This is a genomic window from Cytobacillus sp. IB215316, from assembly GCF_033963865.1.
Lineage (GTDB): Bacteria > Bacillota > Bacilli > Bacillales > SM2101 > Nanhaiella > Nanhaiella sioensis.
The window spans coordinates 463,890-487,965 of record NZ_JAXBMC010000002.1 but is presented as its reverse complement, the minus strand read 5'-3'; the positions used below and the strand labels follow the sequence as shown (position 1 = coordinate 487,965).

22 protein-coding genes are annotated in these 24,076 nt (G+C 34.1%); 12 read left to right on the top strand and 10 right to left on the bottom strand.

Annotated elements, in window-relative coordinates:
* Nucleotides 1-21: 21 nt before the first annotated feature.
* Entirely contained in the window at nucleotides 22-354 is a 333-nt protein-coding gene (locus tag SLH48_RS06575; protein WP_320257483.1) for a winged helix-turn-helix domain-containing protein, read from the bottom strand.
* A gap of 176 nt (nucleotides 355-530) precedes the next feature.
* On the opposite strand from SLH48_RS06575, the gene SLH48_RS06570 reads away from it, so the two are divergent.
* Nucleotides 531-1,247, top strand: coding sequence for a lysophospholipid acyltransferase family protein (locus SLH48_RS06570; RefSeq protein ID WP_320257482.1), 717 nt, complete (start codon nucleotides 531-533; stop codon nucleotides 1,245-1,247).
* Nucleotides 1,248-1,757: 510 nt separating this feature from the next.
* Nucleotides 1,758-2,408, top strand: a complete 651-nt coding sequence (locus tag SLH48_RS06565; protein WP_320257584.1) for a peroxiredoxin-like family protein — start codon at nucleotides 1,758-1,760, stop codon at nucleotides 2,406-2,408.
* 279 nt (nucleotides 2,409-2,687) lie between these two features.
* Here SLH48_RS06565 and SLH48_RS06560 read toward each other — a convergent pair whose 3' ends face one another.
* The gene (locus tag SLH48_RS06560) at nucleotides 2,688-3,704 is read right to left on the bottom strand and encodes an LCP family protein (RefSeq protein ID WP_320257481.1); all 1,017 of its coding nucleotides are present in this window, start codon (nucleotides 3,702-3,704) and stop codon (nucleotides 2,688-2,690) included.
* Nucleotides 3,705-4,417: 713 nt separating this feature from the next.
* On the opposite strand from SLH48_RS06560, the gene SLH48_RS06555 reads away from it, so the two are divergent.
* The 9 genes from SLH48_RS06555 (at nucleotide 4,418) to SLH48_RS06515 (ending at nucleotide 15,624) form a co-directional block, all read left to right on the top strand.
* On the top strand, nucleotides 4,418-5,431 hold the full coding sequence (locus tag SLH48_RS06555) for a 2-oxoacid:acceptor oxidoreductase family protein (RefSeq protein WP_320257480.1): 1,014 nt from the start codon (nucleotides 4,418-4,420) through the stop codon (nucleotides 5,429-5,431).
* Between the two features lie 5 nt (nucleotides 5,432-5,436).
* A complete protein-coding gene (locus tag SLH48_RS06550) occupies nucleotides 5,437-7,725 on the top strand; it encodes a thiamine pyrophosphate-dependent enzyme (protein WP_413785401.1) in 2,289 nt (762 codons plus the stop codon).
* 428 nt (nucleotides 7,726-8,153) lie between these two features.
* On the top strand, nucleotides 8,154-10,343 hold the full coding sequence (locus SLH48_RS06545; RefSeq protein WP_320257478.1) for a PAS domain S-box protein: 2,190 nt from the start codon (nucleotides 8,154-8,156) through the stop codon (nucleotides 10,341-10,343).
* A gap of 339 nt (nucleotides 10,344-10,682) precedes the next feature.
* Nucleotides 10,683-10,805, top strand: coding sequence for a hypothetical protein (locus SLH48_RS06540; protein WP_320257477.1), 123 nt, complete (start codon nucleotides 10,683-10,685; stop codon nucleotides 10,803-10,805).
* 283 nt (nucleotides 10,806-11,088) lie between these two features.
* The gene (locus tag SLH48_RS06535; protein WP_214482108.1) at nucleotides 11,089-11,334 is read left to right on the top strand and encodes an aspartyl-phosphate phosphatase Spo0E family protein; all 246 of its coding nucleotides are present in this window, start codon (nucleotides 11,089-11,091) and stop codon (nucleotides 11,332-11,334) included.
* Between the two features lie 798 nt (nucleotides 11,335-12,132).
* Nucleotides 12,133-12,957 (top strand): electron transfer flavoprotein subunit beta/FixA family protein, encoded by an 825-nt coding sequence (locus SLH48_RS06530; RefSeq protein ID WP_214482110.1) that lies wholly within the window; start codon nucleotides 12,133-12,135, stop codon nucleotides 12,955-12,957.
* A gap of 72 nt (nucleotides 12,958-13,029) precedes the next feature.
* Nucleotides 13,030-14,055: an electron transfer flavoprotein subunit alpha/FixB family protein gene (locus tag SLH48_RS06525; protein ID WP_214482112.1), complete on the top strand. Its 1,026-nt coding sequence runs from the start codon at nucleotides 13,030-13,032 to the stop codon at nucleotides 14,053-14,055.
* The gene (locus SLH48_RS06520) at nucleotides 14,048-15,343 is read left to right on the top strand and encodes an FAD-dependent oxidoreductase (RefSeq protein ID WP_214482114.1); all 1,296 of its coding nucleotides are present in this window, start codon (nucleotides 14,048-14,050) and stop codon (nucleotides 15,341-15,343) included. The genes SLH48_RS06525 and SLH48_RS06520 overlap by 8 nt, the downstream gene beginning before the upstream one ends.
* Nucleotides 15,343-15,624 (top strand): ferredoxin family protein, encoded by a 282-nt coding sequence (locus tag SLH48_RS06515; RefSeq protein ID WP_214482118.1) that lies wholly within the window; start codon nucleotides 15,343-15,345, stop codon nucleotides 15,622-15,624. The genes SLH48_RS06520 and SLH48_RS06515 overlap by 1 nt, the downstream gene beginning before the upstream one ends.
* Nucleotides 15,625-16,026: 402 nt before the next feature.
* On the opposite strand, the gene SLH48_RS06510 is transcribed toward SLH48_RS06515, so the two are convergent.
* The 3 genes from SLH48_RS06510 to SLH48_RS06500 all read right to left on the bottom strand — a co-directional run bounded on the left by SLH48_RS06510 (nucleotide 16,027) and on the right by SLH48_RS06500 (nucleotide 16,715).
* Nucleotides 16,027-16,212 carry a hypothetical protein gene (locus SLH48_RS06510; RefSeq protein WP_320257476.1) on the bottom strand — a complete coding sequence of 62 codons (186 nt, stop codon included), beginning with the start codon at nucleotides 16,210-16,212 and terminating at the stop codon, nucleotides 16,027-16,029.
* Between the two features lie 13 nt (nucleotides 16,213-16,225).
* Complete coding sequence (locus SLH48_RS06505; protein ID WP_320257475.1) at nucleotides 16,226-16,438, bottom strand: hypothetical protein; 213 nt, start codon at nucleotides 16,436-16,438, stop codon at nucleotides 16,226-16,228.
* Between the two features lie 118 nt (nucleotides 16,439-16,556).
* A complete protein-coding gene (locus tag SLH48_RS06500) occupies nucleotides 16,557-16,715 on the bottom strand; it encodes a hypothetical protein (protein WP_320257474.1) in 159 nt (52 codons plus the stop codon).
* 651 nt (nucleotides 16,716-17,366) lie between these two features.
* On the opposite strand from SLH48_RS06500, the gene SLH48_RS06495 reads away from it, so the two are divergent.
* Nucleotides 17,367-17,495, top strand: a complete 129-nt coding sequence (locus SLH48_RS06495) for a hypothetical protein (RefSeq protein ID WP_284730446.1) — start codon at nucleotides 17,367-17,369, stop codon at nucleotides 17,493-17,495.
* 261 nt (nucleotides 17,496-17,756) lie between these two features.
* Here the strand turns inward: SLH48_RS06495 and SLH48_RS06490 are convergent, their stop codons facing one another.
* The 5 genes from SLH48_RS06490 to SLH48_RS06470 form a co-directional block, all read right to left on the bottom strand.
* Nucleotides 17,757-18,113, bottom strand: coding sequence for a hypothetical protein (locus SLH48_RS06490; protein ID WP_320257473.1), 357 nt, complete (start codon nucleotides 18,111-18,113; stop codon nucleotides 17,757-17,759).
* Between the two features lie 145 nt (nucleotides 18,114-18,258).
* Nucleotides 18,259-19,020, bottom strand: coding sequence for a DUF4931 domain-containing protein (locus SLH48_RS06485; protein WP_320257472.1), 762 nt, complete (start codon nucleotides 19,018-19,020; stop codon nucleotides 18,259-18,261).
* A 56-nt stretch (nucleotides 19,021-19,076) separates the two neighbouring features.
* A complete protein-coding gene (locus SLH48_RS06480) occupies nucleotides 19,077-20,585 on the bottom strand; it encodes an ATP-binding protein (RefSeq protein ID WP_320257471.1) in 1,509 nt (502 codons plus the stop codon).
* A gap of 130 nt (nucleotides 20,586-20,715) precedes the next feature.
* Nucleotides 20,716-21,966, bottom strand: a complete 1,251-nt coding sequence (locus tag SLH48_RS06475) for an S-layer homology domain-containing protein (protein ID WP_320257470.1) — start codon at nucleotides 21,964-21,966, stop codon at nucleotides 20,716-20,718.
* A 342-nt stretch (nucleotides 21,967-22,308) separates the two neighbouring features.
* A complete protein-coding gene (locus SLH48_RS06470; RefSeq protein WP_320257469.1) occupies nucleotides 22,309-23,883 on the bottom strand; it encodes a cation:proton antiporter in 1,575 nt (524 codons plus the stop codon).
* Between the last annotated feature and the right edge of the window lie 193 nt (nucleotides 23,884-24,076).

The following is a 24,076-nucleotide window of genomic DNA, read 5'->3' as shown; positions in this document are numbered from 1 at the left end:
GTAAAATTCCCCCTATACTTTTTATTTCAATTCACAGTTGTTTTCCAGTAATGAAATAAGATGCTTCATATGCTCTACAGCTTGAAGAAGGGTTAAGTAGTAATAATTACCTGTGCCGTGTTGTCTAACATCAACAAGACCAGCTTGTTTTAAATTTTTTAAATGGTGAGAAATTGCTGGTCTGGATAATGGGAGCTTTTCAGCTATTTCATTTACATTAAGCCCTGTTTCTTCATGTTCATCTAACAGAAGTATGATATCTTGTCGTGTTTTATCTGAAAGGACTTGAAAGGCAGGGATCGCTTCACGGAATACTGCTAAAATATCTTGAGGTTCTGCTTTATGTTGCATCATGACGACACCTCGTTCTTTCGTTTAAACTTTTAAACCAAATGTATAACATTATTAACAATATGTCAATGTATTCGAATCAATTGTAGTCTATAGTTGAAAAAATATTAAACTATCATTAATATAAATAGACGTGAGCAAGATAATTCTATAATTTATGAGAACTGGATGGTGTCAACATGATTCGTACAATCGTATGGTTTATCTATTTTTGGCTACATTTACTATTTACTGTCCCCGCCTTACTAAAAGCGAGACAGCTAGATAAAAGAGAATTACACTCAGAACGAGACCAAATCGTTTTAAGAGAAACAAGACGGTGGTCTAGAACATTAGTCAATCTTACAAGCTCAACGATTAATGTGAAAGGTAAGGAAAACATTCCAGACCATCAGCCTGTTCTTTTCGTAAGTAATCATCAAGGGAATTTTGATATTCCTATTTTATTAGGTTTTCTAGACAAAAAAATGGGGTTTATTTCTAAATTGGAAATTAAAAAATATCCTATTATTTCTCATTGGATGTTATTGATGAGATGTGTGTTTATGGATCGTAAAAATATTCGTCAATCAGTTAAGGCAATCAATTTAGGGATTAACAATTTAAAAGAAGGACATTCACTTGTTATTTTTCCTGAAGGAACTCGAAGCAAAGGAAATGCTATAGGTGAATTTAAACCGGGTAGCTTTAAGTTAGCGACTAAATCAGGCGTGCCAATTGTCCCAATTACGATCAATGGCTCATATAAAATCATGGAGGCTAACAAGAATATTCTTAAAGGAGCGAATGTTGAAGTAATTATTTCTAAACCTATTTCAAAAGAAGAGTACGATGGTATGACGATCAATGATCTTGCAACAAATGTACAAAATATTATTGAAAAAGAATTAGTTTGAGCCCATATTGTTACCAGATTCATCATATTTACATTAAAAGATATCTAGCCATAATAGAAGAGTCTGAAGATAAGAACAGGCTCTTTTGTTACTTTAGTGAAGTTGCATTACAAATATATTTCACATTGTAAGTATGCTGAGCATCCATCCGATCGTTGAAAGCTGCTTGAAAGAATCAATCCGAAAGCTTGTTTTTGCATTGATGGTTGTTATTCGTTTTAAAAAATAAACACGTACACAGCTAAAGCTCGTGACACCTTTTCTACAACGATAACTAACAATGTAAACTACTTTTTTGGTACTAATTTGATAACAATAGCAACAAAGTTTGCGAAAAGAGCATTACGATATGAATTTAAAAAATATAAATTGTAAGCAAGCTTACAGAAAAAAATCGAAGGTGGATATAGAATAAAAAAATAGTGTTAGGAAAATCATATTGTTAGTTCTTTAGAAAGTCCTAACCTATTGATGATACTTGTTATCATTAAAGTGAATTTATTAAAAGGAGTGAGTATATTGACAACGTTGGCAGAACAACTAAAGGCATACAACGAAAATGCAGTAAAAAAAATGCCTGAAGAGGTTTTAAATAAAATGGTTCAGGCTACTACAGACCTTGCTCAATCAGATATTGCAAGAGGATTAGAAATAGGTGATCATGCTCCAGAGTTTACTTTATCTGACCCGACAGGAAAAGAACTGAATCTTTATGAGCAACTACAAAAGGGGCCGGTTATATTAACTTTTTATAGAGGTGAGTGGTGTCCTTATTGCAATCTGGAACTTAGGGCATATCAGCAAGCATTACCGGAAATAAATGCTCTAGGTGCGCAATTGATTGCTATTAGTCCTCAAACACCAGATCATTCATTGTCAATGAAGGAAAAAAATGAACTTGCATACCCAGTTCTAAGTGATGTGGGTTCTCACGTAATTAAGGAGTATAATTTATTATTTGAATTACCAACATATTTAGTTGAAGTGTACAAAGGTTTCGGTATTAACTTAAAAGAATTTAACGATAGTGACTGGTCATTACCTGTTCCAGCAACATTTATAATCGATCAGAATGGGAAAATTAGATTAGCTTCTGTTAACCCTGATTATACGAAACGAATGGAACCATCAGAAGTAATTAACGAACTAAAGTCGTTATAATTTTTTAAGGGTCTAAGCTCTATTTGAGTTAGACCCTCTTATTTTGTTGTTTTTCATTGACTGAAATTCATCTTACTAAGAATTTAATAACTTATAAATTTAGCATTCGAGGTCTTTTCTACTTTGGCTATTTTCGCATTCCTCATTGCTAATTACGTTAAGCCCAAGTGTTCATGGTATCTTTTCTCATTATAAATATGGTCAATTTCATAAGTTCATTTGTTGCTGTCCTAAATTAGTCTCAATAACAACAAGTTTGTGAAAAGAGCTTATATTAAGTTAGTTATTATTTTGTACTTCATCATGTGAATGGTTGTCTGCAGTGTTAGTCTCTATATTTGTTGTTTCAATATTTAAGTGTGCTTTTAAATCTTGTCTTATTATTTCGAATGCATCATAATCAACGATATAGTCGTATTGTTCGTTTGAATAACCAGGCACTGTGTACGTTTCTATCGTTACATCTCCCGTTGCATAATCATAGAAGGATAACATTTCATTAAATGTCAAATTTGTAATAATATTATCTCCAATTGCGTCAATTACATTGCCGTATTTTGTTATAGAACCAAGTGATGCAGCTTTTTTCACTATAGCTTCTAAAATCAACTGTTGTCGTTTCCCTCTCTCCACATCGGTATCAATTTTCCTTGTTCTTGCTAAGGCGAGAGCTTCTTCTCCGTTTAGTGTTTGTAATCCTTTTTCAAGGTGGATAGCTTTTGAACGGTCTTGACTATCCTGCTCTGTAAATGTAACAGGTACATCAACTTCTATCCCGTTGAGGGAATCTACTATATCCATGAAAGAGTTGAAGTTAACAGTAGCATAATAATCAACAGGTATATCAAATAATTCTTCTACTGTTTGCACAGCGCCATCTGCTAAACCAAAATGATATGCGCTATTAATTCGATGCTTTTCTCCATCATAAAATTGTAAAGGAACATAAGAATCTCTAGGGATGTGCACAAGTTTAACTGATTTCTTGTTCTCGTTAAACGTAGCTAGTAACAATGCATCAGTTCGTGGTCCTTCACCTAATCTGTCTCCAATATTTCTAGTTTCACTGTCGTCAACGCCCATTAATAAGATAGAAATATTGTCTGATTTAGGATTCACCCCATCAGTACGTCTTTCTGATTGCTCGCCTCTGTCAAGCTCTTTATGTGCTTTTTCAGCAGTTGTTTGTGCTTTATTAAATAGAATGGATGCGTATACCCCACCAGCTAATATGAGGAACAACAAAGGAATTGTCACGTATATGAGTAGTTTTCGATGTTTTTTATTTTTTAGCATTAGTTTCCTCCAAATTAATTCTACTATTCGTAAATAATAACATAAGTAAAAAACATAAAAGTTACAAGTAAGTAACAAAGAGAATACAAAATGCTAGTTTTTAATACAAAATCTGCATATAAGGAGCAATTTTCTTTTTTTTTCGCAGGTAGTTCTCTGATAACTTGTTGTTTTTCCTAGCTAATAAATAACCACGTATATAACTAGACAACACAATATCATTTTCTATAAAACGTCATGTTTAAATCCTAGTTTAGGAATGGTAGCAACAAAGTTTACGAAAAAAGTCTATTCTCAAGGTTTCTTTCGTAAACTTTGTTGCTTTTTTCATTTATATTTGTGTGTATTATATAAATTTATATTGCAAAACATGCCCCGAACTTTGTTACAAGCGTGTTTAGCTCTTATTACAAAACGAAACAATAAATGTGAAAACAGCCTTTCACAATAAATAAGTTATCAAATTATATGAGATTTGTATGAAAAAAAATAAAAATTTTAGTGAAGAAATTCCAACTGTGTTATTACAGAAAATAAACTGTTACATATTATGTTAGCGTTCACAAATATTTAAAATTCAGCAATTGCTTAAAAAGATAAAAATTGTATTACAAAAAATAAATAAATGTTTGACTTTTGTCACAGTCAAAAACCATATAAAAAACTACAATTAGATATAGGGGAATACATTAACAAAGTTTAGGGGTGATGTAATGTCAATACTACCAAAGAAAAATGAACTTGGTTTTTATGAAATTAGATTAGAATCAATAGGAGGTCTTGGGGCTAATTTAGCTGGAAAAATGCTAGCAGAAGCAGGTGTGCTAGGGCTTGGATTGAACGGTTCCAACTTTTCCTCGTACGGCTCAGAAAAAAAAGGTTCGCCTGTAAAAGGATTCGTTCGTTTTTGTGATCCAGATACAGAAATTAGAGCACATAGTCCGATCGAACAGCCGCATGTCATCGGAGTTTTTCATGAAGCATTATATAAAATGGTCGATGTGGTCAGTGGATTGGCTTCGGATGGAATCGTATTAGTTAATTCAGTTCGAGAGTTTGATGCTGTTAAAGGTGATTTACAACTTAAATATGGAACATTGGCGATTGTTGATGCTCTTGGAATAGCAGTTGAAGAAAAAACAAAGGTCAATACAGCTATGCTTGGTGCATTGTTTAGAATATGCGATTTCTTAGATGCAGACGCTATGCGTGACATTATTCGAAAGACATTTGAAAATAAATATCCACATTTAGTAGAACCGAATATTCGAACATTTAATCGTGGATATGCGCAAGTACAGTTTAAGACCTACGATGTCCCAGGCGAAGTAGTTGAAAAACAGTATACTAGATTAGAAGCAAAACTAGGGTATGATACACAAACAACCGGAGGAATAATTACCGCTAATGCAAATAGTATTTTTAAAGATCTAAGTGGTTCTCGACAAGGTTTCTTACCTCAATTTGACCAAGATAAATGTATAAATTGTGCTGCTTGTGATACAGTTTGTCCAGATTTTTGCTTTGTATGGGAAAAAGGTGAAGACAAACGTGGTCGAGAGCAAATGTTTCTTAAAGGAATTGATTATCAATATTGTAAGGGGTGCCTTAAATGTGTCGAAGCTTGTCCTACTTCTGCATTAGCAGATTTGAGAGAAGAGATTGGTTTCGCTGAAAAGAATCAAGTAAAGCATAAATTCCCATTAGTATCAGGAGGTGTTTTATAGTGGCAATGATTGAAGAAAAAGTAAATGAAGCTAATAGAGCTGAGCAAGTCGTCACGTTTGAATCAGGAAATGAAATGGCCGCAATGGCTGCTGCACAAATTAACTATCATATAATGGGGTATTTCCCAATAACGCCGTCAACAGAAGTTGCTCAATATTTAGATCAAATGAGATCAAGGGGAGAACATGACATCCAGCTAATACCTGCTGATGGTGAGCATGGTTCAGCAGGAATATGCTATGGGGCAGCTGTTGCTGGAGCCAGAGTTTTTAATGCAACGAGCGCCAATGGATTATTATATATGATTGAACAATTACCAGTACAATCTGGAACTCGTTTCCCTATGGTTATGAATCTCGTAACACGTTCTGTAAGTGGGCCGCTTGATATTAGAGGCGACCATTCTGACTTATATTATGCCTTAAACACAGGGTGGGTTATATTAACGGCTAGAAGTCCTCAGGCAGTGTACGACATGAATATGATCGCGCTGAAAATTGCCGAGCATGCTGATGTGAGGTTGCCTGTAATTGTTGCATATGATGGTTTCTTTACTTCTCACCAAAAAAGAAAGGTAGAGTATTTTAAAGATAGGAATGTTGTGCAAGAGTTTGTTGGAGAATGTCCTACTGATTATCCACGAGCAGTTGATTTACATAACCCAGTTACAATTGGTGCACATATGAATGGTGATGACTTAATAAATAATAACTACCAGCAATCAGAAGCGCTTTATAACTCATCAGAAGTATATAAACAAATTACTTGTGAGTATGCAAAGTTATCAGGGAGAGAATACCCTATACTAGACTTATATAAAATGGAAGATGCAGAAGTGGCATTATTTCTATTAAATTCTGCTGCTGAAACAGCAAAGGATACAGTGGATAAGCTTCGTAGTAAAGGTGTTAAAGCTGGGGTAATTAGTCCAAATATGATTCGGCCGTTTCCTACAGAAGAGGTTAAGCATGCATTGAGAGGTGTAAAAGCGCTTTTAGTAGGTGAACGAGCTGATTCTTACGGAGCTAATGGACCAAATATCACGCATGAGGTGAAATCAGCCCTCCAAGAAGATAGGGATAATGATACGATTGTACTGAGTCGTGTTTTTGGAGTTGGTGGGAAGGATTTTTTTGTTGACGATGCAGAGGCTTTCTTTAATGAGGCAATTTCTGCGGTAGAAAAAGGATATGCCGATAAAGTATTCGATTACTACGGACATATAAAAGGATATCCAGAAGACTCACTTAAGCAAGCGATAAAACCAATGCACGGTGAAACGTTTAATTCAGGACTGATTAAAGTAACTGAAGATGCAGAAACGAATAAATTAAAAGTTAAAATCCCACCATTAAGAGCATTAACAAGTAAGCCTAAACGTATAGCATCAGGGCATGGTGGATGTCCAGGTTGTGGGATTTTTTCTGGATTAGAGTTGTTCTTTAAAGGCATTGAAGGCGACATTGTTGTCTTATTTCAAACCGGTTGTGCGTATGTAGTAACTACGGCATACCCTTATAGCTCACATAAGCAAACGATGATTCATAATTTATTCCAAAATGGCCCAGCAACTCTATCAGGTACAGCAGAAGCCTTCTTCGAAATGAAAAGACGTGGAGAGATCGATGTTGCAGATGATGTAACATTCGTAATGGTTACAGGTGATGGAGGTATGGATATTGGAATGGGCTCTGCAATAGGGACCGCTCTACGTAACCATAAAATAATTATGCTGGAATATGATAATGAAGGGTATATGAATACAGGATCACAAATGTCCTATTCAACACCTTTGGGTCATATGACGAGTACTACAGGTGTAGGTAAAATACAAAGTGGTAAAGCATTTCATCATAAGGATACCGCTCAAATAATGGCTGCTACTAATATTCCATATGTCTTCACTGGTACAGAAGCATTTCCGCAAGATTTGGTTAAAAAGGCTGCAAAAGCACAATGGTATGCACAAAATGTTGGCACAGTTTATGGGAAGATTTTAATCACATGTCCTCTAAATTGGAAGTCTGAGGATCGTTTCGGTCAGAAAATTATGGAAGCAGCTGTTCACTCTTGCTTTTTCCCGCTTTATGAAATTGAACGTGGAGAAACAACAATAACATATAATCCAGAAACGAAGAAAAAGCGAATTCCATTAACAGATTGGTTGAAATTTATGGGTAAAACTAAGCATCTATTAAAGGAAGAAAATAGTGAGATGCTTAGCGAGTTTGAAGATGAGGTAGAAAGAAGATGGCAACGTTTAAAAGCATTTAATGACAGTCCATATTTGTAAATAAACAAGAGACTAACTCACGAGAAGAGCATTGTTTGCTCGATATAGTCCATTGATGATATTGACTATATCGAGTGACTATACTGTAAGAGTTAGTCTTTTGTTTTGTTCTATAGTGAATAGGCAAAGAAGTGTAAGGTATAGTTAGTGATACAAAATATTTACATTAATACAAACTTTAACTATGATATAATATATTATATTAAAAATTCGACAATTTTGAATAATTCTACATTATTCAACATGATTGTTACTTGCCACATTTTGATTAAGCCCATAAACGGTGTATCCTACATAAGAAAAGCTCTATGCAGTATTATGCTACTACAATCTTTTTAAAGTAGGGAAGGGGCTAAGAAGCGTTTTTTCTTATGATGAAAAAACGATAATTGAGACAGTATTTGTTTTAAAGGGGAGGGTTAATGAACTTGAACGAAACAACTAATGATAACGAAGTTGAAAAGTTAAAAAAATACATATCACAGCTTGAAAAGAATAATAAGCAGCTTCAACAACAACTACTTGATATTCGTACATACTATAAGAAAGCAAATGAAGCTATCGTTGTATTTGATAATAAAGGTAATTTTGTGAAAGTAAATGAGATGGCATGCGAAATGTTTGAACTTCCCGAAGAACAATTACTTACTAAGAACATGAGAGATTTTTTAACTGTTGTTCCAAAAGAAACTTTGATTAAGAGGTTGACCATTTTTGAATCAAATAAGCAAGTAACTAATGAATTTCCGATAAGATTGAATAATGGAACATTAAAATATATAGAATATGGAACAAACATAAATGTAATTGGAGATTATTGCGTTTCGCTATTTAGAGATGTCACAAAACGTAAAAAAATAGAGCAAGAACGTTCTATAAATGAACAAATGTTACTAGAATTGTTTGACCATACTGTAGATGGTATACTCATTTTCGACAAAGAAGGTCAATTTATTGACATGAATGAACCTATGAGAACATATTTAAATATAAGAGAAAGTCAAATACGTTCTTTTAATATTTTTCAATTTGTACATATGAATGATCAGCAATACATAAAAACTGTGCTAAAGAATCTTGTCATAAATCGTAGAAAGAAGGGTGTACTGCATGTTGTACTCCTTGATGGTAAAGAGATATACGTAGAATACTCAGTTGCAGCAAATGTAAATAGTGGATCTAGGATAGCGATCATACGTGATATCACTCAAAAACGAGATATGGAAATAGAGCTTGAAAAAAGTGAAGAAAGGTTCCGAGCGATTTTTGAGCACGCCCATGAAGCGATTATGTTGTATGATGACAGTTTTCAAATAAAAAAAGCAAACCATGCTGCAAGTCGTACTTTTGAATTACCTCTTGATATTCTTATTTCAAAAAAATTGTCCGATTTTGTTGACAATAAACATCCTAAAATGAAGGATTTATTGGAGAAATTCCGTGATAATATCGAGATTAGAGATGATTTAGTATTTTATATGCCTAATGGTGAGAAGAAATATCTTGAATTTACAACTAAGAAGGGAATTATAGATGGCTTAAACGTAGTTGTCTTCAGAAATATTAGTAAACGTATTGAGATTGAACATCAGCTTAGAGAAAGTGATCAGAGGTTTAGAAATACATTTAATTGGGCGTTGGATGGCATAGTTTTTTGGGATCATCAATTCAATATCGTTGATGTAAATCCAGCAGCATGTGACATATACGGTTTAAGTCAAGAAGAATTAACAAACTCGAATTTATCCGATTTTATTGATGACCTAGAATGTGAAAATGGAGGTTTAGTAAACTTTAACGAAGAAGGCGAATCAAAGGGTAGATTAAAGATAAGGGATAGTAGGAAACAACTTAAGTATCTTGAATTTGCTGCAAAGCAAAATGTTGTAGAAGGGCTTAATATCACAATTGTCAGAGACGTTTCTGAACGTATCGGTATGGAGGAGCATATTAGAAAATCAGACACACTTAGTGTTGTAGGTCAACTTGCTGCAGGAATTGCTCATGAAATTAGAAATCCAGTTACCGCATTAAAAGGTTTTATACAATTACTAGAAAGTAGTATTAAAGAAAATTATCAAATGTATTTTGATGTCATTACTTCTGAAATCAATCGTATAGAAACGATCATAACTGATTTTTTGATGTTGGCAAAACCTAAGCATGAATTATTTGTACATAAGGATGTATCAACAATTGTCAAAGAAACAATTGACTTATTATCCGCACAGGCATTGCTTCATAATATAGAATTTGTCACAGTTTTTAAAGATGGTTTACCTTTTATGTATTGTGAACCAAATCGACTGAAGCAAGTATTTATTAATATTATAAAAAATGGCATTGAAGTGATGAGTAACGGTGGAACGATTACTGTTAAAACGGAAATGAGAAACCAAACTGAACTGATGATTACAATTCGAGATGAAGGTAACGGCATGCCAAAAGAAATGTTATCAAGATTAGGTGAGCCATTTTTTACGACAAAAGAGTCTGGAACAGGTTTAGGGCTAATGGTTAGTTATCAGATTATCGAAGAACACAAGGGCAGTATACATGTTGAAAGTGAGCAAGGACAGGGTACAACTTTCTATATTACATTACCAGTCGAGAAATGATCGACTCCAATCCGCATTCATTGTTATTTTGAACTTAGCATGTAACATGTGCCTAAACTTTTATCTTTTGAGGATGACTTTAGCATATAAGCAACTGTAAATTCAATTAAAAGGATGTTTAAGAGTTGTTTGCTGCTTTTTGTACTAAGAAGTAAATACGTATAAATCAAGCTTTCGAGGAATTTTTCTTATTTATAATAAAGTCAATTTTGCCTAATTTAATCACAATAGCTACATAGTTTACGAAATGAGCTTATTTTATTTAACATTTGTATATACCTTGTCATATAATTAACTAAAGTAAAAAATGTTGGTCTAGGTAAAAAGGGGGTTATATACATGAAAATCAAACAAAAGATTGGTTTTTATACACTACTTTGCTCAAAAATGAGTATCATTTCAAAAGCGGAACAAGAAGAAATCATTACAAAAATAAATAACAACAAAAAAATTAAATATTGATAGATGCTATAAAGCAGAAAGCTAGGTGAATAATATAGGTTCATCTAGCTTTTTTGTTGTTAATATGCCATTTATTGAGCATAGAAATATAATCTTTATTAAGAGATTTTGTCTAATTTTGCGAATCTATTTACAAGAAAAGAATATTTTGTAATAATTCACAAGTACTCATTTTTTTTGTATGTTTAGAAAACGACATTTAGAGTGAAGCAGATCATTTCATACAATTTTGTGACAACTTCGTCTAAAGATCGCATTTGAGGGGAGAATGGTGGAGAAATTTATGAATAATCTTAATAGTCTTCAATTAAAGATTGATAAAAAAAGAAAAGAAATGTTAACGTTAGCTTCAGAAAGAAATTACTCAAGTGAAGAGGTTGTTAAGTGCAGTCAAGAATTGGATAAGCTAATTTATAAGTACCAACAACTAACGTTGAAGAAACAAGAGCGTCTATCTTATCAAGTATTTTTCTTTTGGGACAAGCCTATGAAGAAAGGTAAAGTGAAATCTGGAACTAAAACAGGGTGATTGCGTCTAGTTGAAGAAGATAAGATTGGATTTACTACTTTACAAACGGTAGAAAAATACTTAAAATAAGTTTATATAATATTAATTATTTTAATGTTTATAATAATTTAAATATTCACCAAACTCCAACTAATACAATAATAATTTCACCTCCTAATTTATATTTATATATGATGTATTGTGATGAACGTCACAGACTATCTTGCGAAGATTTGGTCAAATAAAGATTGAGATAACGCTTACATTATTCGACATCATATACAGCATGTTAGAGACTCTCCAAAGAAACTCATCTAGATAAAGTTAAAACCGCCGTAGAACACTCAATATTCTTATACCGATAAATAAATCTTAATGGACACCTGAATAACCCTGTCAACAAGCAGAAACTATATGCCGTTTTCCTGTTTGACTAGAATTAGGTCTTTTATTTGGTTTTTATAAGGCTCTTTTCGTAAACTTTGTTCTATATTTTCCTACATTAGAACATCTAATAGTGACTTTGAGGCTATGCTCATCGTATAACATAATGTCTCGAATACTATAGTACGTAAAAAAGCCTTTTTTATAGACATTATTGTGAAAATAATAACAAAATGTTTTGGAGCATTCGTTTGAGAAACGTCAGGTTGGTTAATCAGCAGCATTATTGCTAATTGTTATTCATTACACTATGTCTCAAATATTATAGCAAGATTTAGACGTACAACTGAATGATGTAATAGAGCTTATTCAAAAAGTGCAATAGCTTTTCGAATGAACTCATTTATAAATTTTTTAGAGGAGTGAGGGTAACGAATGCACATCGTAGTTTGCGTTAAACAAGTACCAGACACAAAGATTATTAAAATTAATCCTAAAACCAATACGTTAGACCGCCGGAGTGCTCCCGCTATTTTGAACCCGTATGATGCTCATGCTGTTCAAGAAGCAGTCCGCTTAAAAAAGCTAGTAGGTGGGAAAATTACTGTATTATCAATGGGACCACCACAAGCAGATGCCGTAATTAAAAAATGTATTGAAATTGGCGCAGATCAAGGATACTTAATCTCTGATCGGGCGTTTGCTGGAGCTGATACGTTAGCAACTAGCTATGCCTTGTCGAAAGCGCTAGAGAAAATTAAGAAAGAACAACCAATAGATTTGGTGTTATGTGGAAAGCATGCAATAGATGGTGATACAGGGCAAACAGGACCAGGAATAGCAAGAAGGTTAGATATACCTCCAATTACCAATGTCATTGAAGTGGTGGAAATTAATCAGCCAGAAAAAACGATGTTAGTTAAAAGGAAATTATCTAATGGATATGAACTTATTCAAACAACTATCCCATCACTCTTAACAGTGGAAAAAGAAATAAATGACATTGAATATGCACCCTTACCTAACATGATAATGGCTGCGCGTTATTCTCCTATAGTTTGGACTGTTAATGATCTTGAAAATGTAGATCGAAAGCAGCTAGGGCTAAAAGGTTCTCCGACGATAGTTGGCAAAATGTTTACCCCGCCTAAGCCAGAAGGTGGGAAAATAATTGAAGGAACAGTCGATGAACAAGTCAATCAAATTATTAATCTACTCTTGGAAAAGAAAGAGTTATTTGAAGAAAAAGTTGAAGGCTGAAGAAAGCTGCTTGAACTATGAGATAACCTCTAATAACGACTACTTTTCAAAGAATGAATAGGGGGAAGCTATATGGAAGAAAACAGAGGTGTTTGGGTTTTTATAGAGCAAAATGATGGAAAAATAGAAGGAGTTTCATTAGAACTGCTAGGAGCAGGTAGAAAGCTAGCAGATAAACTAGATGTTTCTTTGGCAGGAATTTTACTCGGAGATGGTGTGAAGGAGCTGAGCTCAGATATATTTGCATTTGGTGCAGATGAGGTTTATGTCATTGATGACCCGATTTTGAAAGATTATCGTACTGAAACTTACATGGCAGGGGTTGTGAAAGTTAGTGAGAAATATAAACCAGAGATTTTTTTATATGGTGCAACTCCGAATGGGAAGGACCTTGCAAGTGCTGTAGCAACAGATTTAAGTACTGGGTTAACGGCAGACACAACGATGCTAGACGTAAATGTCGAAAAGCGATTATTAGAAGCTAGTCGTCCAGCTTTTGGTGGAAATATTATGGCAACGATTTTGTGTAAGAAGCATCGACCACAAATGGCTACTGTGCGTCCGAAGGTAATGAAAGCGCTATTACCAGATTACGGTCGTACAGGTAACATGATCGAAGAAACAATTGATTTACAGGAAGATCAATTGCGTACTAAGGTATTGCAAATAGTGAAAGATGTTGACAAGAAGGCAGCACTAGCTGAAGCGCATGTTATTGTAGCTGGAGGGAAAGGTTTGGGTGATGAGAAAGGGTTTCAACTCATTCATGAATTAGCAGATGTCATTGGGGGAACAGTTGGGGGTACTCGTGATGTAGTAGAAGCTGGATGGCTACCACACGAAAATCAAGTTGGACAGACTGGAGAAACAGTAACTCCTAAAATATATTTTGCTATAGGAATATCAGGTGCAATTCAACATGTTGTTGGAATGAAAAACTCTGAATATATCATTGCCATTAATAAGGATGAAAACGCACCTATATTTGATGTGTCAACATATGGAATTGTAGGAGATGCGCTTGAAATCGTTCCAAAACTAATCGAACAATTCAAGAAGGTACGTACTCAGAAGGACGGTGAAGTTAGCTATGTCTGAAAAATTTGATGTTATAGTCGTAGGAGCAGGACCAGCAGGTACTTCTTGTGCATATACTTGTGCAAAAAATGGTTTAAATGTACTTCTTATTGAACGTGGAGAATACCCTGGCAGTAAAAACGTCATGGGTGGCGTGTTATATAGAAAGCAAATGGAAGAGATCATTCCAGAGTTTTGGAAAGAGGCTCCTTTAGAAAGGCCGGTTATTGAACAACGCTTTTGGATGATGGATAAAGAATCCATGGTTTCCTTTGGATATAAGGGTCTTGAATGGGGGAAAGAGCCTTATAATAACTTTACGGTTTTACGCGCTAAATTTGATCAATGGTTTGCTCAAAAAGCAGTAGAAGCTGGAGCGCTATTAATTAATGAAACCGTTGTGAAAGAATGTATCGTAGAAAATGGTAAAGTTATCGGTGTAAGGACTGATCGACCGGATGGAGATGTATACGCAGATGTTGTTGTTTTAGCCGACGGAGTTAATTCTTTATTAGGAAAACAATTAGGATTTCATAAAGAATTTAAGCCTGATGAGGTAGCGTTAACCGTCATGGAGGTGATTAACCTCCCGAAGGCTAAAATTAATGAAAGATTTAATCTCGAAGATAATCAAGGCTGTACAGTTGAAATCTTTGGAGACTCAACTAAAGGAAATTTAGGTACAGCCTTTTTGTATACAAATAAAGATAGTCTAAATTTAGGGGTTGGGACTACACTATCGAGTATGATTAAAGCAAAGATGAAGCCATATGATTTACTCGATTATGTAAAGTCACATCCGATGGTCAAACCTTATGTTGATGGCGGAGAATCGGTAGAATATTTGGCGCATCTTATTCCTGAGGGCGGATATCATTCTATACCAAAAATCGTTGGTGACGGTGTTCTCGTTGCGGGTGATGCAGCACAATTCGTAAATGCAATTCATCGAGAGGGATCAAATATGGCAATGTCATCTGGACGACTTGCAGCAGAAGCGATTCTGTACGCAAAAGAAAGAGATAGCTACTCTGAAGCTACATTGAATGTGTATCGTGAGAATATTTATAACAGTTTTATTGGAAAAGATTTAAAGAAATATAAAGATGCAACTCATACATTCGAAAATAATCCACAATATTTCAAGGAATATTTACCAATGATGAATAAAGCTGCAAGTAAGTTTTTCACAGTTGATGGAACACCTAAGAAGGATAAACAAAAGGAAATTATTCGAACAATTAGAGGTGAAAAAGGTACATTTAAACTCATGTCTGATATGTATCGTGCGTGGAAGGCGGTGAAATAATGTCAAATACAATAGAAGATAAACAGTATTTAGTACGGTTTAAAGCAGATACAGAGTCCCACTTAACAGTTTTAGACCACGATGTATGTATCGAAAAGTGTCCAGATAAGTTGTGTACCGTATTCTGTCCAGCGGAAGTTTACAAATGGGAGGATATACGGATGCATGTAGGGTACGAAGGTTGTCATGAATGTGGAAGTTGCCGTATTGGTTGCCCTTACCAAAATATCAAATGGGAATATCCTAAAGGTGGGCACGGTGTAGTATTTAGACTAGCATAATAAGTGAAAAATGGTCGTTCGTGATTATGATAGTGACCATGTTTGTGACTATGGAAAGTATACTTCGTAACTTGCGATATAATTACAAATTATGCCGGCTTAGTGCCGGCTTTTTACATACTCCTATAATCGTCGTTATCAATTATATTTGGGATCGATGGATTGACATTATAAACAAGGTATTAAAGGATTAGTAGGGGGAATTCAGATCATTGATGTTATGTTAATACTGTTCGACAAAGAAGTTAACGAACCGGGAATCAATACGCTAGGTACTTCACTTGACAATGGTGGAAGGCAATTCGAATAGAGGCGTCTAGACAGGTGTGTACAAGGCGGCAAGTGGTTACAATTTTGATTGGACATTGCCGAATAAGAGTTAGGAGCGCGGGTGATACTACGTTAGATAGCTGTTAAACCTATTCTTTTCAAGTCCTCTGAGAAATCCCTGTTCTTTATTGGGCGGGGCAATTTCTTTTTATTCAACTTTATGTCAAGCGGTTCATTACCGAACGCTTGGAAACCTACTTTCAAAGCATTGAACTCAACGATTGCAGAGCCTATTGGGTTGACATTCGTTATATTCACATTAAAATTACCACTAAAATCGGTTAATCGAGCCAAGTACCCATTCTGTTACCTTCAGAAGATTTATACTCCCTAGTAGTACAGACTTCCCAATAATATATTTGCCGACGCTGAAAGACGTCACGATTTCAGTCGGGTATATATCATGGATTTTTATACCAATAGCGGACACTTGCGTTTCTAAAGTAACGTCTGATTTAAGGGTTTCTACCAGACTTGATTCCACCGGGTTAACTTTCCAATAATTTCGTCAAACTCACCACTGATCTTGATAAATGCGCCCAATATAATACCGAACCAACCTATCACTTTTATAAAGTCACTCCTCAATATCCTCGCCAACTTCATACATACCGAATCAATAAATTTACGTTATCTTTTTTGGCTTGCTCTTCGACTGCTTCCTCAGTTATCTCTTTTCTAGCTGTTTCAGTCGCAATCTCAACCCTTACTTCAGTAGGATTATCAGTTGCTACTTTCGCTTCATCCTTGGTTCGTAACATGGGAGAGTTTTTCCTCGGCATTATTTGCGACATCGGTAGGTAATCACTCTACTGAAACGGTAGCAATAACGGAATAGGTCTTAGTATCGATAAATAAAACCGTTCCATTAGGAGTATTGTTTACAATTTGCAAGTACCATTTAGTAACTAGACATCTTTGTTCGTATAGGTCAGTTTAAGTAATTTCAGTCGAGAGGATTTAAAAGCCCGGTTGTTAAATGTCCCTGGGAAACTGTTAGTTTAAGTCAGGGGGAGTATAATTGCCGAAAATCTATATTGTATTTGTCGCCCACCTTAAAACTTATCGCAATAAATTATTAACGTGGGATGATATACTAGGACATTTAAACTAATCGAAAGTTAACTGTGAAGAATTCAGTTAATTATAAGTCAAAGGTAATAGTGAATGAAAAAGAATAATAAAATACTAAATTAAGATAGGATGAAATACTCTGAAAAACAAGATGAGAATTACGATAATTAATATAGGAGGGCATGAAAGGTATACAAAATCTGTTCAAAGAAATTGTTATGCCAGGGAAACTTTATGCAACTAGGATAAAGAGTGGAATAGTATTGAAAAAATGTTAACTAATATATTACTGTATAATTTGAATTTGTAATGTTTGGATAGAAGGAAGGAGTAATCATATGAATGACGTAAATATAGATATAATGTTGCTTTGTGATGGTGATCGTCGAGCAAAAGAAGAAATACATTCTGATGTAGAGCTGACGGTTGGAGATTGTTTGGAAATTATTTCTGATTTGAGAGATTGAATAGGACATTGGTGGTAAGGTATATTTAGTAAGTTTACTACAATTACAAACGATAGGGAATTAATACTATCTTTTCCGATCCTCCGCAAAAAAACCCCGTTCTTTACGAACGGGGTAAATTGTTTTATATGAGTTGTTTATCCTAATTCGATAAACAACAATCAATTCGTAAACATCCACTTGTTAAGAAGTGAATAAGGTATGTAAATCAGTTATGTGTTAGTTTTCACATAATTGAATAAAAAGAGTAAAGCATATAAATTAACCGACTTGTTTGTTTGAGTAGTTAATTAAAAGGCAATCAGATTTTATATGTGTTTCTAGCTCTTTAGCTAACTCAAAAGCCTTATGCATGGAATGAATAGATTTGATAAGAACCTGAGGATTTCGGTAATGAAACATTCCATCAACGTATGCAGGGAACACTATAACTTTCCATATATATATTTCTGAATTGTTGTCTATAGGTTCACCTTCTAAAGCTATTAGCCAATGAGTAGCCATATTCGTATGATCTACATGTTCTTTAATTTGTTCCACAAATTTACTACGATCACTCTCGCCCATACAAATACATGATTTTTGATAAAACTCTCGATAATTAGGATGTGTATTCATTTCGCCACTCCTTTCTATCTAAAAAAAATCTACATGATTAAAAGGCTGTGACTATATTATATGACAAAAAATACAATTTTCATATCATATTTTTTAAATTTTCAGAAAAAGTTCACATTTATTATTATTTTGTAACTTAAGCAAGTCATTTAAAGTACTTTTCTTGTATATTCTTTGCAATTCTTGAAGTTTGATTTGAGACTTGTGGAATTGAATATCCAACAAACAACGGTGATGTAGTAAACCGTGGAATGACTTTAGCGTAAATCTCATTTTCTACATAATAGAAAAAAAGATTATAACTATTACAGTTTTTGTGAAAATGATTTAATACATAATGGGTTGCAATTTGGATATAATCAGCCATCAGTAAATGTTTCTCAAAAGATGGTAGCTTGATATTTAATTCAACAAAGCCCATTCGGGGAAAGGATGAAATGTTGAACAAAACATCATCTTTTGAAGCAATATGAATGCCTTCGAAATCCCTTATTGAAACATTTTGTGAGTAATCAACATAATTAAGGCCTACAATTTGCATATGTGGGTGTCTTAACGATCCACCCGAATATGGGCCATGGTTTTTAAAAAATATAACTGACTGGTATTCATTTGTGTTCATTAATTTTATCCAATGCTTTAAGCTAAAGGATAAGAGTCGATACAAATGATCTTTTGAATAAGTCGAAAGTTCTGAGTGACAATCATCAGTTTCAATTATTACAGTTTGATATGCGTCTTTTAGAACTGGATATTTATTCTTTAGTAGAATGATTGCTCCGTCTTCATCTATAATATTTTCCAAGCTATCACGATCACAGAATGGACATGATGCATTTTTATTTATTATATTTTCTGGTTTATTTGCACCTATAAGCATATTGAATTCTAGGTGTGTATTAGACACAACAATTTCACCTACTTTCTTTCTTTTGAGATTCTGCTAGGTTAGAGCAAGGATAGCTATTTCTTAGATGTACATAATGGGAATAAAATCTCAACGGTTGTTCCTTTGTTTTCAATACTATGAATCTTTATATGTCCGTTATACATATTAACGATCCTTTTACATACGACAAGGCCAAGACCAGTGCCTTTATCCTTCATTGTAAAAAATGGTGTGAATACTTTCGATAATACCTCTTCCGTCATACCTTTTCCATTATCTGTGATCTCAAGTCTACAAAATTTATCTCTTGTACATAATTGTATCTTAATTTGTCCATCATTCTTTATCGATTCAAGAGCATTTTTTGTTAGATTTAATATGACTTGTTTAATATGATCTTTTGAAAGGCGAACATAAACTTTATGTGTTGGCGTAATAACATCTAACTCTACATTATATAAATTTGCTTCTGAGCGCAGAATAGGGTCAAGTTCATCTAAAATATCTACTAGGCAATACTTTTCGTTTTTTTGAATGGTAGGTTTACCAAGAACTAAAAATTCACTTGAAATTTCATTAATTCTATTAATTTCTGTTTGGATAACGGAGAAATAATATTGATCTTCTTGGTTTTTATATTTTTCACTTAACAGTTGAATGAGCCCTTTTATCCCAGTTAAAGGGTTGCGAATCTCATGTGCAGTACTTGCTGCTAATGCTCCCACTAACTCAAGCTTTTGTGCATCATTCTGTAGGCGTTCAACTTTGGCTTTTCTTTTAAGTAAAACATATTCTCCAAATAAAAAAAGGATATTAGTAAAAAAGAACGTAAGCCCTATAATTAACAAACTTGTTTGAATGAGCTCTTTTTTTTCCAAAACTAGAGGTTGAGCTTCTATTACCCAAGGTACTTCATTAAATTGTTCCTTAATTGGGAAAGGTTCGTTAATATTTTTAGCTTGCTTCGTTCCAAATAAAAATGGCTGATTGGAATCAGAAACTTTAATAATCATATTCGGGGTTAACTGATTCATGACATTTTCCATATAATTAAGGCGTAAACTCGCTAATAAATAACCTTTTATTTCATCGTTATTTTGAGTAATAGGTGTGATAACTACTATGACTTCATCACCACTAACTCTACTAAAAAGGGATTTTGAGATTGTTGTTTTTTTAGTTTTTTGTGCCTCTAGAAAATACTCTCGATCGTAGATTGGAACATTCTCAAGCATAGCAGTCGAACCTACTGTGATAACTCCACTTTTATTCACAAAATACAATCCATCAAATCGAGGATCTTTTTGTTGTGTATTTTGTAAAATTTGAGTTAAATTACTTTCGCTCTCATCTAATATGTTATAGACTAATGCAAGCGTTTCTAGACTAACTTTTGCCTCACCGATAAAACTGTCTATATGATTTTCATGAAATTTGACAATCTCTTTCGTTTCATCATACAAATCTTTTTTTAAATCATCTACAACATAGTTAATTACTACCGTAATAATTAATATTGATGGAATGATTACTAATAAAATGTAAAAAGAAATGTGTTTATATAATCCATGTTTTTTCTTCAAGATATACCTGCTCCTTGTTATAAACATACGTATAGTATTATATCAAATCTTAAAGAAAAAGCTATAAAATGGAATAATAAAGTGGGTGGAAACATTTTTGTTTCCACCCACATGTATTTTCATCCTCATCCTAGACGTTTTCCTCATTATCAGGATTACCAGCCTCGTCGTCGACAATACCCTCATCATCAGGATTACCAGCCTCGTCGTCAACAATACCCTCATCATCGGGATTGCCAGCCTCATCGTCAACAATACCCTCATCATCAGGATTGCCAGCCTCGTCGTCGACAATACCCTCATCATCAGGATTGCCAGTCTCGTCGTCGACAATACCCTCATCATCAGGATCGCCAGTCTCATCATCGACGTTACCTTCATCATCAGGATTGCCAGTCTCGTCATCGACGTTACCTTCATCATCAGGATTGCCAGCCTCGTCATCAATAGTACCTTCATCATCAGGGTTACCAGTCTCGTCGTCGACAATACCCTCATCGTCTGGATTAGCTTCACCAATCGTATCATCATCTACACCTTCATCTAATTGAAAAGTTCTGAACAAAAATAGAGCGAATTGTGAACGTTTTACTTCGGAATGTGGTGAAAATGTTGATTCAGTTGTTCCTTTGGTTATACCGTTATTGAATAAAATTCCAATCATATCATCGTGACCACTATCTGTTATATCTGTAAATGGTGTTGTTTTATCTCCTTCTAAATCAAATGCTCTAACCAAAACAGTAGCGGCTTGACCCCGTGTGAAAGTAGCAGTTGGATTAAAATTCTCCGCCTTTATGAATAATCCAGCTTCAACGGCAGCTGCAATTTCTTTGTAATACAAATCATCAGGGGTTACATCTTCAAACCCTGGGTCCTCAACATCAGTTGTGTCCAAATCCATCATTCTAACAAACATTACTGCTGCATGCTGCCTTGAAATATCTTCCCAAGGTTGGAATGTGCCATCTTCATATCCTGTGATGACACCCATATCTACTAAATCGTTAATAGCTGAAACAGTTTCTTCATCCATGTTTTCGAGAGAAACATCTGAAAAATCACTTTCAAGTGCCTCTTCAGTCTCTTCTTCTGCTTCAGCTGCTTCAGCTTGATTTCCTCCTCCAATTATACCTAAGGCTGGGCTAACTGCAAAAGATGTAACAAGCATTGAGCCAACAACGACTTTAACAGTAGCTTTTTTTAGGTTTGGAAATCTCTTTTTGACATAGTTCTGTACACTTTCTTCTAAATCATTTTTATCATCATTTTGTTTTGAATCAAATTCTGTTGCAAATTCTGTTTGGTTCTCATTTACATAAACTGTAATTGTTGTGTTATTTTCATTTGTTTCAACTTCATGTCGTAAGATTTGTACCATAAAAAAATCACCTCGTATTGGAGTTAAATAACTACTAAATAGTTTGTAATACGAGGTGATTTTTATACACAATGATAATTAGTTTTTATGATTAGCTCCTTTCATAAACCTTGTTGCTATAGTTCCTAAAATAGAAGATATAAATGTCATTTTATTCAACAGTCAACGTTTTATAGAAGAGAAGACACTTCTAAGCCTAGTTGTGTGTATATTTTTAGTTCGAAAAACAATAATCTATTCGAAAACAGCCTTATACTTATAGCTACATTTTTTACAACAGCTTTGCATTACTGTGATGTGATTTATATTTATGTTTATCGAGCAAAGTTTTATAGAGCTGTGTTATTTTTCTTCTAGCTTGACCAGTTCGTTTGTAATCGTTTCTTGTACTGCTGTCTTAATCTCGGCTGAAATAATGTCTTCTTTTTCAAGTCTACTAATGGCTTCATGCTCCACATATAGAATGTGTTTTTTTAAAGCTGCCATTTGGTTTTCCTTTAATTCAGGGTGTTCTTTAAATAATTGGTTAAGGTCGTTCTGTATATTTTCTATATGTGCGTCATAAGTAGCTAATAACTCCTTGTAAACTAGATGAGGGATATATAGTTTAGATTTAACATTATATAGCTCATCCTTTGATGCTTGATATCGGTATAGTTGAGCTAAATATCTTTCATAATCATCAGAACCTTTTCTAGTAGAAATAACGCCTAGTTTTTTTATAAGAGGCTTTATTGTTAAACCTTGGAATACAAGGGAAAATAGTACAACACTGAATGCTAGAATTAAGATATCTTCTCGTCCCGTAAAGTCACGTGGTAAGCTTAATACGAGTGCAATGGATAGCGACCCTTTTAACCCTCCCCAATTCAACACGTGTTTCCAATTTAATGGGAAATTTTTAACGATTGATAAGCTAGTATAGACCGCAATACTTCGACCGATTAATACGATGAGCAACGCTAATCCAATCATACCCCATTTGTCAGTTAGATCTATTCTTGTTATTTCCAATCCAACCATTAAAAAGACTAGTGAATTGGCAAGTAATGCAGCGACGTCCCAAAAATTATTGATATTTAGTTTTGTAGTTGGGCTCATCCCAATTTTTGATCCATAATTACCGAAGATAAGTGAAGCTACAACTACTGCTATAACTCCTGAAGCATGTACGCTTTCGGCTAATAAAAACGATCCGTAAAATAAAATAATACTAAAAATAATTTCGAGGGGATAATCATCAAAATATTTAGTTAATAGTGAGAATGCATATCCTAATGAACCACCAATAATGAGTCCTAGTGAGATTACCTTTACAAATTCCCAAGCCCCTAGGCCGGCGCCTACCCAACCTTGATCAATATAAGAGAGTAAATAAAATGCAGAAATATTAAATAGAACAACAGCTAAGCCATCATTAAAAAGAGACTCACCCTCAATTACAGTAGCAAGGCGTTTTTTAACACCAACACTTTTAAATATTGATAATACACTTACAGGGTCTGTAGCACTCATTAATGCGGCGAATACGAAGGCTGCAGGTATAGATAAATTTAACAGGTAATGGGATGAAAAACCAATGATAAGGAAAGACAAAAAGGTTCCGCCAAATGCTAATGCAATAATGGGCTTTTTATTTTCCAACAAATGTGTATATGGGAGTTTCAGTGCAGCTTCTCCTAATAAAGCAGGTAGAAACAGTGTAATGATAACAAAGTTGAACACTTCTCCTTCGGTAATAAACTCCTTCAATGGTTCAAGTACAGGGATATTTACTAACCCAATAATAGTTCCTACAATAACAAGCGCAATTGGATATGGTTGCTTAAACTTCTTTGCTATTGCAGTTATTCCTGCCGCAAGCATGATTAAAATCATGCCAAGTTCAAAAATGTGGTGCAAGTCTAATTCGTGCATTTTTTTATCCTCCTTAAAATAAACAACGTTTACAATAATTGCAACTTTCTTAATTATTCGTTCTTATCCTATCATACTTAGTTAGAAAAAATCACAAAGATTAACATTATTTTCTTATGAGCTCAATTAATCGGCTTAATAAAGAAGGTTTTTATATATATTGCATCATAATCGTCATTTCCTTACTCTTTTT